Annotated in this window: 16 protein-coding genes; 13 read left to right on the top strand and 3 right to left on the bottom strand. The window is 66.5% G+C overall.

Features of this window, described 5'->3' with window-relative positions; all coding sequences use genetic code 11:
* The first annotated feature begins 6 nt into the window (after window positions 1-6).
* The 9 genes from D5S18_RS27025 to queD all read left to right on the top strand — a co-directional run bounded on the left by D5S18_RS27025 (window position 7) and on the right by queD (window position 8,709).
* On the top strand, window positions 7-1,020 hold the full coding sequence (locus D5S18_RS27025; RefSeq protein ID WP_120043899.1) for a 2-oxoglutarate and iron-dependent oxygenase domain-containing protein: 1,014 nt from the start codon (window positions 7-9) through the stop codon (window positions 1,018-1,020).
* Window positions 1,017-2,021, top strand: a complete 1,005-nt coding sequence (locus D5S18_RS27020; RefSeq protein ID WP_120043898.1) for an isopenicillin N synthase family dioxygenase — start codon at window positions 1,017-1,019, stop codon at window positions 2,019-2,021. Before D5S18_RS27025 ends, D5S18_RS27020 begins: the two co-directional genes overlap by 4 nt.
* Window positions 2,022-2,065: 44 nt before the next feature.
* Window positions 2,066-3,205 (top strand): arginine deiminase family protein, encoded by a 1,140-nt coding sequence (locus D5S18_RS27015; RefSeq protein WP_120043897.1) that lies wholly within the window; start codon window positions 2,066-2,068, stop codon window positions 3,203-3,205.
* A complete protein-coding gene (locus D5S18_RS27010) occupies window positions 3,174-4,940 on the top strand; it encodes a carbamoyltransferase family protein (protein WP_158607994.1) in 1,767 nt (588 codons plus the stop codon). Before D5S18_RS27015 ends, D5S18_RS27010 begins: the two co-directional genes overlap by 32 nt.
* 20 nt (window positions 4,941-4,960) lie before the next feature.
* The gene (locus D5S18_RS27005; RefSeq protein WP_120043895.1) at window positions 4,961-5,410 is read left to right on the top strand and encodes a hypothetical protein; all 450 of its coding nucleotides are present in this window, start codon (window positions 4,961-4,963) and stop codon (window positions 5,408-5,410) included.
* Window positions 5,411-5,423: 13 nt separating this feature from the next.
* Window positions 5,424-6,872 carry an amidase gene (locus D5S18_RS27000; protein ID WP_158607993.1) on the top strand — a complete coding sequence of 483 codons (1,449 nt, stop codon included), beginning with the start codon at window positions 5,424-5,426 and terminating at the stop codon, window positions 6,870-6,872.
* Window positions 6,873-7,022: 150 nt separating this feature from the next.
* Entirely contained in the window at window positions 7,023-7,718 is a 696-nt protein-coding gene (gene queC / locus D5S18_RS26995) for a 7-cyano-7-deazaguanine synthase QueC (RefSeq protein WP_120043893.1), read from the top strand.
* A complete protein-coding gene (gene queE / locus D5S18_RS26990) occupies window positions 7,715-8,356 on the top strand; it encodes a 7-carboxy-7-deazaguanine synthase (protein ID WP_120043892.1) in 642 nt (213 codons plus the stop codon). The genes queC and queE overlap by 4 nt, the downstream gene beginning before the upstream one ends.
* Window positions 8,356-8,709 carry a 6-carboxytetrahydropterin synthase QueD gene (queD, locus tag D5S18_RS26985; protein ID WP_120043891.1) on the top strand — a complete coding sequence of 118 codons (354 nt, stop codon included), beginning with the start codon at window positions 8,356-8,358 and terminating at the stop codon, window positions 8,707-8,709. The genes queE and queD overlap by 1 nt, the downstream gene beginning before the upstream one ends.
* Here queD and D5S18_RS26980 read toward each other — a convergent pair whose 3' ends face one another.
* The 3 genes from D5S18_RS26980 to D5S18_RS26970 all read right to left on the bottom strand — a co-directional run bounded on the left by D5S18_RS26980 (window position 8,710) and on the right by D5S18_RS26970 (window position 12,377).
* On the bottom strand, window positions 8,710-8,928 hold the full coding sequence (locus tag D5S18_RS26980) for a hypothetical protein (RefSeq protein ID WP_120043890.1): 219 nt from the start codon (window positions 8,926-8,928) through the stop codon (window positions 8,710-8,712).
* A gap of 18 nt (window positions 8,929-8,946) precedes the next feature.
* Window positions 8,947-11,538, bottom strand: a complete 2,592-nt coding sequence (locus D5S18_RS26975) for an ATP-binding protein (RefSeq protein ID WP_120043889.1) — start codon at window positions 11,536-11,538, stop codon at window positions 8,947-8,949.
* 92 nt (window positions 11,539-11,630) lie between these two features.
* On the bottom strand, window positions 11,631-12,377 hold the full coding sequence (locus D5S18_RS26970; protein WP_239004022.1) for a Crp/Fnr family transcriptional regulator: 747 nt from the start codon (window positions 12,375-12,377) through the stop codon (window positions 11,631-11,633).
* A gap of 139 nt (window positions 12,378-12,516) precedes the next feature.
* Here D5S18_RS26970 and D5S18_RS26965 point away from each other — a divergent pair, with 139 nt between their 5' ends.
* The 4 genes from D5S18_RS26965 (at window position 12,517) to D5S18_RS26950 (ending at window position 16,840) form a co-directional block, all read left to right on the top strand.
* Complete coding sequence (locus tag D5S18_RS26965; protein ID WP_120043888.1) at window positions 12,517-13,230, top strand: hypothetical protein; 714 nt, start codon at window positions 12,517-12,519, stop codon at window positions 13,228-13,230.
* 11 nt (window positions 13,231-13,241) lie between these two features.
* The gene (locus D5S18_RS26960) at window positions 13,242-13,652 is read left to right on the top strand and encodes a hypothetical protein (RefSeq protein WP_120043887.1); all 411 of its coding nucleotides are present in this window, start codon (window positions 13,242-13,244) and stop codon (window positions 13,650-13,652) included.
* Window positions 13,653-13,853: 201 nt separating this feature from the next.
* Complete coding sequence (locus D5S18_RS26955) at window positions 13,854-16,361, top strand: ATP-dependent Clp protease ATP-binding subunit (protein WP_120044090.1); 2,508 nt, start codon at window positions 13,854-13,856, stop codon at window positions 16,359-16,361.
* Window positions 16,358-16,840 (top strand): NADPH-dependent FMN reductase, encoded by a 483-nt coding sequence (locus D5S18_RS26950; protein WP_120043886.1) that lies wholly within the window; start codon window positions 16,358-16,360, stop codon window positions 16,838-16,840. Before D5S18_RS26955 ends, D5S18_RS26950 begins: the two co-directional genes overlap by 4 nt.
* Window positions 16,841-16,846: the final 6 nt, after the last annotated feature.

The raw sequence follows: 16,846 nt of genomic DNA, 5'->3' as shown, positions 1-16,846 counted from the left end.
ACTTTCATGATCCCAGTCATCGGTCTGGCCGATGTGGAGGCCCGCCGCACCGATGCGGTGGAGACGCTGCACACCGCGCTGCGCACGCACACCATCGTGCACGTGGATGCCCGCGGGGAACTCGGACCGGATTTCTTTCCCGACCTGTATCGGCGGACGCGGGAGTTCTTCGCATTGCCCGCCGCCGAGAAGCAGGCGCTCGATATCAATGGATCGCCGAATTATCGCGGCTATGTCGGCCAGGGGAAGGAATACACGGGCGGCATTCCGGATTTGAAGGAGTCCTACGAATTCGGCAAGGTTCTCGCGCCCCCGCCGGGCGAGCACCGAGCATGGTTCGACCTGTACGGCGACAACCGGTGGCCGAGCGAGGGACATCCCGCGCCTTTCCGGTCGATGATCGACGCGTATTCGAAAGCCGTGGAACGTATCGCCGTCGCGGTGCTGCGGGCACTGCTGCATTCGATGGATCAGGAGGTGGATCGTGCGGACGGCGTCACCGGCGGCGAGCCGTCCTTGTACTCGCGGCTGATCTACTACCGCGATCCGCGCGGTTATGCCGTCGGGGACGCTCGACTGCACCAGCACACGGACAGCGCTCTGCTCACTGTGGGATTGCAGAACGCGCCCGGCCTCGAGGTGCGCAATAGCAATGGCCAATGGCGTCCCGTCGATCCGCCGGAGAACGTGTTCTCGATCTTCGCCGGGGAATTAATGGAGGTGTGGACCAACGGCTATTATCCGCCGTGCCTGCACCGCGTGCATAATTCCGCGCTGCGCTCGGAGCGGTTATCTTGTGCCTCGTTCTTCCTGCCGGATCTGCGCCGCCCGCTCACGCCGATAGATCCGATCTCGTCACCGCGAATGGCCGCAGCAGGGTTAACGGTTTCCGAGACGAATTCCTGGTTGGCCGACGGGCGCAGAGTATCGCCGACCACGCCGGTGGGACAGCTGGAGTGGGAAAGGATGAATATGGTCTTTCCGGAACGCGTTGGCGCGGACGAGGGGGTGCAGCAATGAGCGGAGCTTCCTTCACGGAAGTGCCGATCATCGATATCGGACCCCTGGTGGTCGAGCATCCGAATGCGGCCGATTTGGCGCGCGCGGTGGACGAGATCGGCCGGGCCTGCCGCGAGGTCGGATTCTTCTATGCCGCCAATCACGGCATCGCCGAATCGGAGATGGCCGAGGTGTACGAGGCGGCCCGGAGTTTCTTCGCCCTGCCGTCGGTGGAGAAAATGAAGTTGCGGCTCGGCAATACCGATCAGTTCCGCGGTTTCGTCCCGCTCGGCGGCGAGGTCACCGGCGGGAAGACCGATTGGCACGAATGCCTGGATCTGCAACCGATTTCCGGTCGGGATGCCGAGACCATCGCGGCCGCGAACGCGAATCGCCGCCTGGATTCCCATCCCCTGGACGATCCGGGGCAGTGGCCGGAGGCGCTGCCCGAATTCCGCCGCACCATGATGCGGGCCTGGGATCAGCGCTACCGGCTCGGCGGTCGGATCGCCGCGGGCATGGCATTGAGCCTCGGTCTGGACGAGCACTATTTTCAACCCTATTCGGGTGTGGAGTTGAGCGACCTGCGCATGGTGCACTATCCGCCCCGCGCGCCGGGCGCGGCGGCCCCGGAACCGGTGTCGGGCGAGGTCGGCCATGGGTTCGGCGCGCATGTCGACTACGGATTCCTGGCCATCCTGCAGCAGGACGCGGTCGGTGGGCTCGAGGTGCTCAACTCCGCCGAGGCGTGGGTGCCCGCACCGCATATTCCGGGGACCTTCCTGGTGAATATCGGGCTGATGATGCAGCAGTGGACGAACGACAAATATCCCGCGACCTGGCATCGGGTGCAGATACCCGGCAATGCCGATCGATATTCGATTCCCTTTTTCTACGAGCCGAATTTCGGCGCGGTCATCGCACCGCTGGATATCTGCTGTGATGCGGAGAACCCGCCGCGCTACGAACCGTGTCAGTTCGGACCGTATGTGGTCGGTCGATTCGCCACCGCCTACGACTAGGCCGGTGCGCCGGGCAGTGATCGAACAGAAGAAAGGCTAAACCAATGGCCGCACAGGTCAATTCGTGGAATGAATGGGATCGGCTGGAGGAGATCGTGGTCGGCTCGGCCGACGACGCCTGCTACGAACCCACCGAACCGGGCAATCACCCGCATATCCGCAATGCCGCGCCGGGGACCGCGTTCCCCACCGGGCGCAAACCGCAGGAGGCCATCGATGCCGCCAATGCGGAACTGGCGGGTCTGGTCGCGCTGCTCGAATCGCAGGGTGTGCGGGTGCGGCGGCCGGAGCCGCACGACTACAGCAAACCGGTGCGAACCCCGGAATTCTCGGTGGACAACCAGTACTGCGGGGTGTGCCCGCGCGATGTGATGATCACCATCGGCAGTGAGATCATCGAGGCCACCATGTCGCGCCGGGGCCGATTCTTCGAATACGAGCCCTACCGCAAGCTCGTGTACGAGTACTGGAATGCCGATCCCGCCGTGCGTTGGACCACGGCGCCGAAACCGTCCATGACCGACGAGATGTATCGGGAGGGTTTCTGGGATTGGCCGCTGGAGAAGCGGCACGCCGAAATGCACTCCTTCGAATTCTGCATCACCCAGGACGAGGTGATCTTCGATGCCGCCGATATGAGTCGATTCGGTCGGGACATCATGGTTCAGGAGTCGATGACCACCAATCGGCAGGGGATTCAGTGGCTCAAGCGTCATTTGGAGCCGCAGGGACTGCGGGTGCATCCATTGCATTTCCCGCTGGACTATTTCCCCTCGCATATCGACTGCACCTTCGTGCCGCTGCGTCCCGGTCTGGTGCTCACCAATCCGGACCGTCCACTCAGCGATGGCGAGGAGAAGCTGTTCCTGACCAATGACTGGGAATTGGTGGAGGCGCCCGAACCCACCACCGGCAACGACGAGATGCCCACTTACTGCCAGTCCTCGAAGTGGTTGTCGATGAATGTGCTCAGCATCTCGCCGACCAAGGTCATCGCGGAGGAGCGGGAGAAGCCGCTGCACGACATGCTGGACAAGCTCGGCTTCGAGGTGTTCCCGATCCCGTTCCGGAATGTCTTCGAATACGGCGGGTCGCTGCACTGCGCGACCTGGGACGTGCGCCGCACCGGCGACCGCGAGGATTACTTTCCGAATGTCGACTATCAGCCGCTGGCGGAGGGATAGGAAACTCATGTACATACTCGGCATCAATTCCGCCTACCACGAATCCTCCGCCTGTCTGGTCCAGGACGGCCGGGTCGTCGTCGCGGCGGAGGAGGAGCGCTTCAACCGCGTCAAACACGGTAAGCAGGCCCGCGCCGACAATCCGGATGAGTTGCCCGCCAACGCGATTCGGTTCTGTCTCGACAGCGCGGGCATCACCATCGCCGACCTGGATCACGTGACCTGCGCGGCCGATCCGGATGAGATCGCGGCGGTCAGGGCGGCCGGGCTGCCCTCACCCTGGAACAACCCGGACAAGCAGGAGCTGTTCCTGAACACCCTGCCCAATATTCCGCAACAGTTCGCGCAGGAGGGATTCGGCGGCCCCTTCCACTGGGTGCCCCACCACACCGCCCACGCGGCCTCGGCCTATTTCGCCTCGGACTTTCCCGACGCGGCGACGCTGGTGGTGGACGCGCTCGGCGACGACGCCTTCTCCACCCGCATGTATCACGGGCGCGGCAATCAGTTGACGAATGTCGCGGATATCCGCTACCCGGCCTCCATCGGGTATCTGTGGGAGTTGTGCTCGGTCTTCCTCGGCTTCGGGGTGTACGACGCGGCAAAGGTGATGGGATTGGCCGCCTACGGAGATCCCACCCGCTATACCGCCGCCTTCGACCAATTGGCCTGGACAACCGATCCGGGCGGTTTCGATATGGCGACCGATCGGCTCAAATTCGCCGATATCCTCTACTACCCGCCCTCGGCCGACTGCTCCGGATTGATCGAGGCGCTCGGACTCGAGCCGCGACGCCCGGAGGACCCGCTGCTCGACGTGCACCACGATGTCGCCGCGGCGCTGCAGGTCAAGACGAATGAACTGGTGCTGCATATGGCCCGGCATCTGCACACGGTCACCGGGTCGACGCGGTTGTGCCTGGCGGGCGGTGTCGCGCTGAACTGCGTCGCCAACCAGGTCGCCTTCGAGGACGGTCCGTTCGAGGAACTCTATGTCCAGCCCGCCGCGCACGACGGCGGCCTGTCCGTGGGGTCGGCGCTGCACGTGTGGAATGCCGTGCTGGGCAATTCGCGCGGCCCGCAGATGCGCCACGCCTATTGGGGACCCTCGTATTCCGAGGACGAGATCGAGACCGAGCTGTCGGCCCATCCGGAACTCGTTTTCGAGCGGGCCGCGGATTTCGAGCGGGATATCGCCCGACTGCTGGCCGAGGGCATGGTGATCGGCCTGTTCCAGGGTCGGATGGAGTTGGGGCCGCGCGCGCTGGGCAATCGCAGCATCATCGCCGACCCGCGCAGGCGGGAGATGCGCGATGTGCTGAACCGAAAGGTCAAGCACCGGGAGTATTTCCGCCCGCTCGCGCCCAGCGTCCTGGCCGAGGCGGTGCCGGACTGGTTCGAGGTGGCCAAGCCGACCTCGGCGGGCGATTTCATGCTCATGGCCTATCCGGCGCGACCGGAGCGGTACGCGCAGATGGGCGCGGTCCTGCACGTGGACAACACCTGCCGCATTCAGGCGGTGCGGTCCGACACGAATCCGCGCTTCCACCGCATCATCGCCGAATTCGCGGCGCTGACCGGAGTCCCGATGGTGTTGAACACCTCGTTCAACGATCAGGAGCCGATCATCTGCTCCCCGCAGGACGCGGTGAACACCTTCCTCAAAACCGAGATCGACTATCTCGCGATCGGACCGTATCTGGTGCGCAAGGCGCCCGACGATTCCACCGGGTAGTACAGAAGGAATGTCTTTTGATGGGATCGACCCTCACCGCCGATCAGGAAAGCGCGTTGGCGGCGCACCGTCGGATTGATTTCGACGCCCGGACCTCGGATCGACCGTTCGTCTCGGGTTGGGAGACCTCGCACGGGGTGAGCTATGAGCATCTCGCGCCGCTGCGCGCACCGCTCACTTCGGGAGCGCAGCATCTCGACTACTCTTTCCTGGCCGACGACGAACAATTGCGGGACAAGGTCCGGGATTTTCGCCGAAAGGTGGACGGTCATTTCCCGGTGGATTCGGAGATATTCGTCGGCGCGGGATCGAGTCCGCCGATCTCGTCCACCTCCGGATTCGGCGACACGCTGTCCATGAACGGCGGTTTCCTCGAATTGCCGTATCCGGCGGATATGATTCGGATGAATATACTCGCGGCCGCGTTCGCGAATGTCGCAGGCCGCGATCCGGCGATTTCGATGCGATAATTGGGATGACACCATGAGCGATGTAGAACTGTGCTACAAGCCCGCTGTCGAAGTGCTCGAACTATTCCGCGAGAAGCAGCTTTCCCCGGTCGAATTGTTGGACGCGCTGATCGCACGCGCCGAACGCGTCGAACCGATCGTCAATGCCTTCGCCTCCACCTACTACGACAGCGCCATGGCCGCCGCCCGCGCGGCCGAGGCCCGCTACCAGGCGGGCGGCGATCCGTCCCGCCCGCTCGACGGACTACCGGTCGCGGCCAAATCCGACGGTGAGTCCGCCGTCGAGGGCACGATCAGCAGCGACGGGTGCTCGTGGCTGACCGACAATGTCGACGACCACACCAACCCGAGTATGGAGCGCCTGCTCACCGCGGGTGCGGTCGTCTTCGCGCGCACCGCGATGCCCGAGATGGGCTGGACCTGGACCTGCCACACCAAGGTGCACGGTGTCACCCGAAATCCGTGGAATCCCAAATACTCTCCTGGTGGATCCTCGGCGGGCAGCGCGGCCTCGGTGGTGTCGGGCACCAGCACCGTGGCGATGGGGACCGACGCCCTCGGATCGCTGCGGGTGCCCAGCGCCATGTGTGGCGCGGTTACCTTCAAAGCGCCCTACGGACGGAATCCGCTGCATCCCGAGGTCTGCTTCGACTTCTTCAACCACATCGGCCCGATCACCCGGACCGTGGGGGACGCGGCGCTGGTGCAGAACACCATCTCGGGTCAGCATCCGCTGGATCACACCACGGTGCCCCAGCAGATGGTGATTCCGGCCGAATTGCCCGATATTCGGGGCATGAGGATCGCCTACTGCGTCGATCTGGGTTACTTCCCCGTGACCGACGAGGTGCGTCGGGAGACGCTGGCGGCGCTCGACGCGCTGCGCGCGGCGGGCGCGCGAGTCGAGGAGGTCGAGATGCCGTGGGCCGAGCAGATCATCCGGCTCGGCTCCCGCTACACCGACCTGGTGTACATGGATATGTTCGACGCGGCGATCCGGGATCATCCGGACGAGATCAACGACTACACCCGCTTCTACTTCGAATGCGCCGAGTCGGTGGATCCGCGCGAGATCGGCGAGACGCTCGAGCTGGCGGGCGTGATCTGGGCCAAGCACTTCGGTCCGCTGTTGCAGCGCTACGACGCCCTCATCACGCCGACGCTGGCCTTCCACGAGGTTCTCGCCGAGAACCAGCCGTGGGAGGAGAGCATCACGGTGCGCGGCAAGAGCTACAACGACCACGACGGTGTGATGACCGCCCTGTTCAGTATCTTCAGCCGCTGCCCGGTGCTGGCCCTGCCCTCGGGATTCACCGACAGCGGATTGCCGACCGGTATCCAGGTGGCGGGCCGTCCCTTCGACGACATCACCGTCTTCCGGATCGGGGCCGCGCTGGAGCGGCACAGACCCTGGCTGGATGTTCCGGAGCGGCGTCCCAGCATCGACGTGCGGATCTCCTGACCGGGTGACCGCCCGGTTGCCGGGCCGCCCGAGCGGGTCGGGTATCTTACCCAAGGACCTGTTCGCCTGCGGAGCTTCCCGGCGATCGGCGGTCACGAGTACGCGGATGCCCGGTTTCGGTGGCCATCCGCCCCGGTCAGGAGGTAGTTGATGGACACGCGACCCAAGGCGGTCGTGTTGCTCAGCGGTGGTCTGGATTCCACGACGGTGCTGGCGATCGCGCGCGAGCAGGGATTCGACCCGTATGCGATGAGCTTCCGATACGGTCAGCGGCACCGGGTGGAACTCGAGGCCGCCAAGCGGGTCGCGGCCGCCCTCGGGGTGGCCGAGCACGTCGTGGTCGATATCGATCTGCGCGCCTTCGGCGGGTCCGCGCTCACCGCCGATATCGCGGTGCCCCATCACGACAGCGTCGAGGAGATCGACGCCGAACAGGTTCCGAGCACCTACGTGCCCGCGCGCAATACGATCTTCCTGTCCTTCGCGCTGGCCTGGGCCGAGACGCTGGGCGCGAGCGATATCTTCCTCGGCGTCAGCGCCGTCGATTACAGCGGCTATCCGGACTGCCGCCCCGAATACCTCGAATCCTTCGAGCGGATGGCCGATCTGGCCACCAGGGCCGGTGTCGAAGGTGAGCAGCGGCTGCGTATCCACGCCCCGCTCATCGCGCTGTCCAAGGCGCAGACCATTCAACGCGGCCTCGAGTTGGGTGTGGACTACGCCATGACGCACAGCTGCTACGACCCGGACGCCGAGGGTCGCGCCTGCGGTGGCTGCGATTCGTGCCTGCTGCGCGGCAAAGGCTTCACCGAACTGGGCTTGACCGATCCGGCCCTGGCCCGATGAGCTATCAGGTCAAGGAGATCTTCTACACCCTGCAGGGTGAGGGCACCCATGCCGGGCGCCCCGCCGTATTCTGCCGATTCGCCGCCTGCAACCTGTGGAGCGGCACCGAGGCCGGTCGGGCGCGAGCGGTGTGCACCTTCTGCGATACCGATTTCGTCGGCACCGACGGTCCGGGCGGCGGCATGTTCCGCACGCCGGAGGAGTTGGCCGCCGCCATCTCGAAGACCTGGGACGGTCTGGCCCACCCGCGCGCCCAGCGGTTCGTGGTCTGCACCGGCGGGGAGCCGCTGCTGCAACTGGACACCCCGGCGGTCGAGGCGCTGCACGCCGCCGGATTCGAGATCGCGGTGGAGACCAACGGCACCAAACCCGCCCCCGAGGGACTGGATTGGATCTGCGTGAGTCCCAAGGCGGGCGCACCGTTGAACCTCACCTCCGGTGACGAGTTGAAACTGGTCTACCCGCAGGTCGGCGCCGAACCCGAACGTTTCGAGAACCTCGACTTCCCGCGACTGCTGCTCCAGCCGATGGACGGCCCGGACGTGGTCGAGAACACCCGACGCGCCGTCGACTACTGCCTGCGACATCCGCAGTGGCGGTTGAGCACGCAGACCCACAAGTATCTAGGAATCCGTTGATGGAAATCTTCCGTGAGTTCACCTTCGAGGCGGCCCACCGGCTGCCGAACACCCCGGAGGGACACAAGTGCGCCCGCCTGCACGGACACTCCTTCCGGGTGGAGGTGCACGTGCGGGGCGAAGTCGACGAGCGGACCGGGTGGGTCATGGATTTCGCGGAGATCAAATCCGCGGTCGCCCCGCTCTACGAGCGGCTCGACCATCACTACCTGAATGAGATCGAGGGGTTGGAGAATCCGACCAGCGAGAATCTGGCCCGGTGGCTCTGGGAGCGGCTGGCCGGGACGCTGCCGCTGTCGGCCATTCAGGTTCGGGAGACCTGCACCTCCGGGTGTGTCTATCGGGGTGAGTAATCAGCGGTCCCGCTGATGGATATGCATGTCGCCGTCGTGGACGGCATACACCGTGCCGTACTCGTGCGCGGTGTTGCGCTGAGTCGAATCGGCTGCGTCGCCGGGTGATTCGTCGGTGGCCGCATGATGGATCTCGACGTGATTGCGGTCGCCCGCCACGACCGGACCCTGCGCATTGCCGTTGATATGGATGGAGTTCCGGTCGCGATCGGAGGCCATGGGTGATTCCCCTCGTGGTCAGTGGACACGGGTGAAGAATGCGGTTCCACAGTTCGTGCAGTTCCTGAGAGTGCCATTGGCGCTGTAGATCCTGGTGAGGGTGTTGCCATCGGGTGATACCGATACCGTCAGTCTGCCCTGACCGTTGCGGGTGCAGTGCGGATCGACGGCATCGACCAAACCGCTTGCCGATCGGTCATTTCCGGTGATCCGGTAGCGGGTCGTTCCGCCGCAGTCGACGCTGCGGAATTCGAGGATGTAGGCACCCGCTCCCGCGGCGGAGATGGTGAAGCCTCCGGCGCTGCCGTGCCAGGAGCCGACAATGCCGGTCGGCGCCGAAGCAGGCGTGGTACGCGGCGGATAGGTGGGCGCGGCGTGAGTCGCGGTCGGCTGCGCCGCATCCGACGCGGCGGACTCATCGCGCACCGCCGCGGCGATATGGGATACCACGGCGAATGCGGCGACCGCGGCCACGATCCCCGCCACGATCTTCCCGAGTGTGGCGACGGCTGCCCCGGCCGTCTTCGCCGCGCCGACCGAAGTTGTGCCGACGGTGCCCGCGGCAGGTCCGCCGGGTGGGGCGATGGAGACTGAATGCGCAGTTGTGCCACCGTGACTGGGTGTGGGCGCGCCGGTGCCGCTGTGACCAGGCGAGTACAGGGTGGAGGTGCCGGCGTCGCCGGGTGTGTACGGGTCGGTCGTGCTGATGCCGCCGTGGCCGGGTGCGTGCGGGTCGGTCGTGCTGATGCCGCCGTGGCCGGGTGTGTATGGGCCGCTCGTGCTGACGCCGCTGTCGCCGGGCGGGCCGGGAATTGTGGTGCCAGTGCCAGTGCCGCCGGGTGAGTATGGACCAGTTGTGCCTGAGCCGGGTGTGTGGACAGCGGTTGCGCCGGGATCGGTGTGGCCGAGCAGGTTCGAGTCCGGCGCACCGGAACTCGAATGTCCGGCGAGCGACGGATCGCCCCCGTTTGGCTGCGCACCACCGGAAACGGCTGTGTGCCAACCTATTTGGCCGACACTGCCGGACGGGTCGGGACCGAACCCCTGCATGTGCGCCGTCGCGGTCTGCATTGTCGCGGGATCCGGTTGGGGAGCGGGCGCGCCCGCGAGAACATCGGATGGCTGCCCGCCCGCCGCGTACTGCTGGGCGTGCTGAGCCGCGAGCTGCCCGTTGATTTCACCGAGTTCGTGCCAGGTCGCGGCGACCGTGCCCAGCAGCGCCCCGGCGGCGACGCGGCGCAGCAGCAGGTTTCGGATGCCCTCCTCGTGCATGAAATACGCGGCGGCGCGGCGGTCGCCGACGAGTTCGGCCGCGCGCCAACCGCGCCCGAGCAGTCGGCCCCAGGCGCCGAACCGCAGCGCGCGGGGCATGGCGTGGGCGGTGGCGCGCGCCAATTGGACGACGAGTTCGGGTCGCCGCGCGAGTTCGGCGAGTTCGCTGACGCGTTCCAGCGCCCGGTCGCATCGGGCGAGCGCGGTCGCTTCGGTGCCGGGACGGTGCGCCCACGAGATGAAGTGCGCGCACAGTCGGTCGACGGGGAAGGGTTCGGGATGTCGGTGTCGCAGTGCGGCAACGATATCCGGCGCGCACCGGTATCCGTCCTCGGCGGGCACCGCCAATCCGAGTTCGGTGAGCCGGGCGCAGTGCCGCGCCGGGTCGGCGGCATCGGTGAGCGCGCCGATGTGTTCCGGGGCCAGTCCGACATCGCCGAGGGTGGCGAGCAGATGCAGTACGGCGGTGGCGGTCGGGTCGAGTTGATCGAACAGCGGCGGTAGCAGATCGGCGACCCGGCCCGGCTTGGGCAGGGTGGGGCGTCCGGAGGCGTCGAGTTCGATCTGCCCGGCGGCGCGCATCAGCAGCAGCGGATGTCCGCACGCGATCCGCCATAGTTCGGTGGCGGCGGGAATTTCGGTGCCGGGCAAGGGTTTGCGCAGGTCGCGGCCGAGCAGTTGCAGTGCGGGGGTGCGCTCGAGGCCCGCGACCTCGACCACGGTGACATCCTCCAGCAGCGAGCGCTGCGCCCCGGCCAGGACGAAACTCGCGTGGGGCGCGAGATCGGCCAGGTTTCGCTGCTGTTCGAGCGTGAGGTCGGCGTCATCGAGGTACACCTTGACCTGAATCCCGGTCATATACCGGCGTAAGGCGGCCTGTGTCGGCGCGTAACCCGGTGCGTCGTAACAGGCTTCGAAGATCTCCTGGGCCAGATCGCCGATATCGCGCCCGCCCGCGTTCAGGAAGACCACGCCGTCCGGGCCTGGTTCGAGGGTCAGTGCCGCATAGCGCAACACGGTGCTCTTGCCGATTCCGGGTGGGCCGTACAACTGGACCGGATAGCCGAATCTGGTGGCTTCTGCCAGCGTGGCGAGCAGTTCGGCCCGGCCGAGCGGTTCGCGCTGCGGCCGGGGCAGCTGTTCGATGCGTGCGCGGCGGACCGGTTGTGGGCGTTCGTTTTTGGGTAGTACGTTCACCCACGAGCCGTGCGCGGAGATGAAGGTGTTGAGGTCGCCCGCGACAATTGTTCCGGTCGCGTCGCCGTCGATGAAGATCTCGCGTCGACCATTCGGTTCGTCGGGTTCGGGCGCGGGCGCCGCGTCATTCGTTTCGTTCATGCCATTTCCCCCAAAGAAATAGTGCTGACAGGTGCGACGCTAATTGCCGTTGTCCGCGCGGATTTCGTCTTTCGACGGGTTTTGCCCGGTCGTTACCGCGGATAGGCGATGGCGCCGAGCCGGGCTAGATCCTCGACCTTGACGCTGCGGTATCCGGTGGAGATCACCCGGATCTCGCGCAGCCTGCGCAGCGCCCGATGCACGGTGGGTTCGGCCGCGCCCGCCAGCGACGCCAACTCCGGTTGGGTGATCGGCCAGCGAATCAACGCGCCCGCACCGCTGGGTTCGCCGTAGGCCATGGCGATTTGGTGCAGCACCCGCGCCAGCCGGGTCGCGACGTCGCAGCCCGCGAAGTCGACGCGCCGGTCGTTGGCGTCGCGCAGTTTGGTGATGATGGCCGCGTTCACCGCCAGGGCGATCTCCGGTTCGCGGCGCAGGCAGTCCAGGAATTCTCCCCTGGTGACCGAGCGCGCCGTCACCGGACCGCACGCGGTGACCGTAGCCGATCTGGGCCGACCGTCGACCCCGGCGAATTCGCCGACCAGATCCCCGCCCATGCGCACCGCGAGCAGGGCGTCTCTGCCCTCGCCGGTCAGTCCGGTCGCCTTGACCACGCCCGCCAGCAGCACCAGCACGAAGGTGGTGGTCTCCGATTCGCGCATGAGCACCCGCTCGGCCGGGTAGCGCACACCGGTCCCCATGCGCAGCATGCGCTCGCGCGCGGGTGGGGCCAGTCGGCCCAGCAAACTCGTAGGCGGCCAGGACCATTCGGTCCGGAACTCCCGGTCGGGCATGGTCCGAGTCTGCGCCTCGTCCGGTGCGACACGCGCGGGGAACAAGTCGGAAATTTTCCCGAATTCCATCGTGTGACGGGATGTTCGCCGCGCGGGGCGCGCATAGTTGAACTCGGCCGGCTGGTAGGCGGTAGTCGGCTCTGCCGAAAATGCCGCGCCGCCAAAGTATTTCGAAAGGACAATCGTGAATGCTGGAATGGAGTACCGCGCGCTGCTGGCCACCGATATCGTGCGGTCCTCGGGTCGCGGCACCGTGCCGCTGCTGCGCATGCGCGCGGCGCTCGCCGAGGCGGTGCGAGAGTCGGTGCGCTACAGCGGAATCGAGTGGTCCGAATGCCACCGCGCCGACCTCGGCGACGGTATTCGGGTCATCGCGCCGCCCGGTGTCGCGAAGTTCGCGCTGATTCACCCGCTGCTGGCCGACCTCGCGCGTCGACTGCGCGAGCACAATCGCGCCGCCGATCCGGTGACGCGGATCCGCCTGCGGGTGGCGGTGCACGCGGGCGATATCCACCTCGCCGGTGCGCCCGCGGGTGCGCCGTTGGAGGTGCTGGCCCGCCTGCTCGATGCCGAACCGATGCGGCGCGCGCTCGCGTCGGCGCCGGAGCGGGTGTGCCTGGCGGCGTTGGTGTCCGAGCACTTCTACGAGGAGACCGTGCCGCAGGGCTATCCCGGTATCGATCCGCAGGCATTCCGACGGGTCGCGTTCACCGAGAAGAACTACACCGCCCACGCCTGGCTGCACCTGCCGCAATCCCCGATCGTGCCCGCCGTCGACGACCCGGCGGCCGATCCCCAGCCCGCGGCGGATCGCCCGACTCAGATCAATACCGCGCACGATCGCGGCACGGTCCAGGCCGTGCAGAACGGCAACCTGACCATTCACACCGATCGCTGAGAGGCAGCGTCATGGACGAATTTCTCGCTCTCGCCGAGGCCGGGGCCACCGCCCTGGTCAAAGCGATGGCCACCGATCTGTGGCCGAGCACCCGCAATGCGGTGCTCGCCCTGTTCCGTCGCGAACGTCGCGCCGAACTCGCCGTCCGACTCGATGACGGCGCCGCTCGGGTCGCGGGCGCCGCCGCCCCCGACCGGGTGCGGCGGGAACTGCTCGGACCGTGGACCAGGGAGCTGATCGAGTGCCAACGACGCGGCCCCGCCTGCCGCGCGGCGCTCGCCGAATTCCTCGGTGGCGGTCGAGTGACCACCGTGCATGATCAGGCGAATTCGGCCGCCGACCGCGGTGTCGTCCTCGCCGTCCAGGACGGTGACCAGTACGCGCACCTCGAGCGACCGGAGCGCGGAGAAAGCCGCCGCTAGCTACATTGGCTGAAGGGTTGCCTGCTGGAATCGGTTTGCTGGAACGAATTCCGGCAGGAGCAATTGCTGCGCCAAGCGCGGGTTTTCAGCCCCCTGATCTGCGACGGCACAGTAGAGTAGCCAGCGGATCGCGGAAATGGACTCGGCGGCCGAGGTGTCGGCACGCCCGGTGAGATGACCCGAGACGACGAGGTGCCCGTCATGACCGCAGCGTGGCCCGGCAGTTCCTTCGGTTCCTTCGACGATATCGTCAACCGTTTCTTCGGTCCCGGTATGTCCGCCAGACCCCCCGTGCAGCGCATCGATCTCGGACGGCTGCTCAGCGATCACGCCAAGGAGTTGGTCGCCAGGGCGGGGGAGGCGGCCAAGGATTGGGGCAATGCCGAGATCACGCCCGAACATCTGCTCTACGCGGCCACCGAGGTGGAGCCCTCGCGCAGTATCGTCGCGCAACTCGAGCTGGATCCGGACAAGGTGGCCGCGCAGATGCAGGACGCCGCGGGAATGGGGCAGGCCGCGGCCACCACGGCGGGTGGCGGGGTGGTGCTGAGTCCGGCCGCCAAGCTCGCGCTGCGCAACGCGCAATCGGCCGCCGCCGAGGCCGGATCGAGCTACATCGGACCGGAACATATTCTGCTCGGCATTGCCGCGAATCCGGAATCGGTTGCCGCGCAGTCGCTTTCGGGTGCGAAGCTGCCTGCCGTCGAGGGGCGCAAGAAGGCGACCGACACCCCGACCCTGGACGAATACGGCCGCGATCTGACCGCGGAGGCCCGCGCGGGCAAGGTCGATCCGGTGGTCGGTCGGGCCGAGGAGATCGAGCAGACCATCGAGGTGCTGTCCCGGCGGCGCAAGAACAATCCGGTGCTCATCGGCGATCCCGGTGTCGGCAAGACGGCCATCGTGGAGGGGTTGGCCCAGCGCATCGTCAATGGGGATGTGCCCAAAACCCTGGCCGATCGTCGCGTCATCGCGCTGGATGTCGGTTCGCTGGTGGCGGGCAGCAAGTATCGCGGCGAATTCGAGGAGCGGTTGACCAAGATCCTGGACGAGGTCCGCGAGCACTCCGACGAACTGGTCCTGTTCATCGATGAGTTGCACACCATCGTCGGCGCGGGTTCGGGCGGTGAGGGTTCGATGGATGCGGGCAATCTGCTCAAACCCGCACTGGCGCGCGGCGAATTGCACTGCATCGGCGCGACCACCGTGGACGAATACCGCAGGCACATCGAGAAGGACGCCGCGCTGGAGCGGCGCTTCCAGCCGGTCATGGTGTCCGAACCCTCGGTCGCCGACACCCTCGAGATCCTGCGCGGCCTCGCCGATGTCTACGAGGAGCACCACCAGGTCCGCTACCTGGACGAGGCCCTGATCGCCGCCGCCGAACTCGCCGACCGCTACATTACCGACCGGTTCATGCCCGACAAGGCCATCGATATGGTCGATCAGGCGGGTGCGCGGGTGCGGTTGCGCACCCGGATGCCCGGCCCCGATCTGCGCGACGCCGAGGAGGAATTGGCGCGGTTGCGGCGGGAGAAGGACGCCGCCGTCGCCGGCGAGGACTATCCGCGCGCCGATGAGCTCAAAGCGCGGATTACCGCGGCCGAGGAGCGGGTGGATCACATCGAGAGCGAGGAATCGCCCACCGTGACCGTGGACGATATCGCCGAGGTGGTCTCCAAACAGACCGGTATTCCGGTTGCCGAACTCACCGTCGAGGAGCGGCAGCGACTGCTGGGCCTCGAGGATGTGCTGCACCGGCGGGTGATCGGACAGGACGAGGCCGTCGTCGCCGTCGCCGAGGCGGTGCGCCGCGCCCGCGCGGGAATGCAGGATCCCAATCGGCCCATCGGGTCGTTCCTGTTCCTCGGCCCCACCGGTGTCGGCAAGACGGAACTGGCGAAAGCGTTGGCGGCGGCCGTCTTCGGCGACGAGGACAAGATGATCCGCTTCGATATGAGCGAATTCCAGGAGAAACACACGGTATCCAGGCTCGTCGGCGCACCGCCCGGATATGTCGGCTACGACGACGCCGCCCAGCTCACCGATAAGGTGCGCCGCCAACCGTATTCGGTGATCCTGTTCGACGAGGTGGAGAAGGCGCACCCGGATGTGTTCAATGTGCTGCTGCAATTGCTCGACGACGGGCGGGTCACCGATTCGAAGGGCCGCACCGTCGACTTCAAGAACACCATCGTCATCATGACCAGCAATATCGGCTCCGACCTGATCCTGAAAGCTCCTGCGGGCGAGCTGGATTCGATTGTGCCGCAACTCGAGCAGCGGCTGCGCGAGCACTTCCGTCCCGAATTCCTCAACCGCATCGATGAGCAGATCGTCTTCCACCGACTGGACGGGGAGCAGTTGCGCCGCATCGTGGATCTGGTGCTCGACGGTCCGCGCCGCCGCCTGCGTGCCCAGGGCATCGCACTCGATGTATCGGACCGGGCGCGGGACTGGTTGGCGGACAATGGATATCAGCCCGAATTCGGTGCGCGCCCGCTCAAGCGCACCGTGCAGAAGGAATTGGAGAACCGGGTGGCCAACCTCGTGCTCGCGGGCGATTTGAACGAGGGCGACACCCTGCGCGTGGACGCCGAGGGCAGTGGACTCGTCGTCAGCGCCGTCTCCGCCGCCACCGGAGCGCAGGAGACATTCGAAATCCCTACCGAGGAAACCGAACCAGCCGCGACGAAGGGTGCGTCATGACCTACCTGCTCGCTCTGTGCGCCGACCGCGATCCGATCTCGGCGGCCCTGGCCACCGAAGCCCAGCATGTCGCCATCCGCAACTACGTGGATGTCGTCATCTTCTACGGCCTGTCCTCCCTGCCGCTCTACCGCCCCGAACTCGACACCGACAACGCCCGCCCCCTCATCGCCGACGAACTGCGCCGCGCTGTCCGCGAATCCTCGGGCGTGCTGCTGCTGGCCGCCGAATCCGAGACCCTGCCCGTCGCCACCGAATCCCTCATCCGCTGGCTCTCGCACCCGGCCCCCGCCGACCTCTTCGGCAAACCCGTCGCCATCGTCACCGCGGGTCCGGGCTCCGCCCTCAACGACACCCTGGCCACTCAGTTGCGCCCGACCGGTGCGACCATCATCACCCCCACCCAAACCATCCCCACCCCAACCGAATCCGAGAACCGCCTGCACAACAGCATTACCGCCATCACCACCACCGCGTGATCGGTC

It is taken from the genome of Nocardia panacis, assembly GCF_003598715.1.
GTDB classification, from domain to species: domain Bacteria; phylum Actinomycetota; class Actinomycetes; order Mycobacteriales; family Mycobacteriaceae; genus Nocardia; species Nocardia panacis.
Note: the sequence above shows the minus strand (reverse complement) of the source record. Positions and strands in the feature narration are given on the sequence as shown.

Excerpts from the sequence above, each read along its gene's own strand:
- D5S18_RS27025 (WP_120043899.1), top strand. The coding sequence starts at position 7 with ATGATCCCAGTCATCGGTCTGGCCGATGTGGAGGCCCGCCGCACCGAT.
- D5S18_RS27020 (WP_120043898.1), top strand. The coding sequence starts at position 1,017 with ATGAGCGGAGCTTCCTTCACGGAAGTGCCGATCATCGATATCGGACCC.
- D5S18_RS27015 (WP_120043897.1), top strand. The coding sequence starts at position 2,066 with ATGGCCGCACAGGTCAATTCGTGGAATGAATGGGATCGGCTGGAGGAG.
- D5S18_RS27010 (WP_158607994.1), top strand. The coding sequence starts at position 3,174 with ATGTCGACTATCAGCCGCTGGCGGAGGGATAGGAAACTCATGTACATA.
- D5S18_RS27005 (WP_120043895.1), top strand. The coding sequence starts at position 4,961 with ATGGGATCGACCCTCACCGCCGATCAGGAAAGCGCGTTGGCGGCGCAC.
- D5S18_RS27000 (WP_158607993.1), top strand. The coding sequence starts at position 5,424 with ATGAGCGATGTAGAACTGTGCTACAAGCCCGCTGTCGAAGTGCTCGAA.
- queC (WP_120043893.1), top strand. The coding sequence starts at position 7,023 with ATGGACACGCGACCCAAGGCGGTCGTGTTGCTCAGCGGTGGTCTGGAT.
- queE (WP_120043892.1), top strand. The coding sequence starts at position 7,715 with ATGAGCTATCAGGTCAAGGAGATCTTCTACACCCTGCAGGGTGAGGGC.
- queD (WP_120043891.1), top strand. The coding sequence starts at position 8,356 with ATGGAAATCTTCCGTGAGTTCACCTTCGAGGCGGCCCACCGGCTGCCG.
- D5S18_RS26980 (WP_120043890.1), bottom strand. The coding sequence starts at position 8,928 with ATGGCCTCCGATCGCGACCGGAACTCCATCCATATCAACGGCAATGCG.
- D5S18_RS26975 (WP_120043889.1), bottom strand. The coding sequence starts at position 11,538 with ATGAACGAAACGAATGACGCGGCGCCCGCGCCCGAACCCGACGAACCG.
- D5S18_RS26960 (WP_120043887.1), top strand. The coding sequence starts at position 13,242 with ATGGACGAATTTCTCGCTCTCGCCGAGGCCGGGGCCACCGCCCTGGTC.
- D5S18_RS26955 (WP_120044090.1), top strand. The coding sequence starts at position 13,854 with ATGACCGCAGCGTGGCCCGGCAGTTCCTTCGGTTCCTTCGACGATATC.
- D5S18_RS26950 (WP_120043886.1), top strand. The coding sequence starts at position 16,358 with ATGACCTACCTGCTCGCTCTGTGCGCCGACCGCGATCCGATCTCGGCG.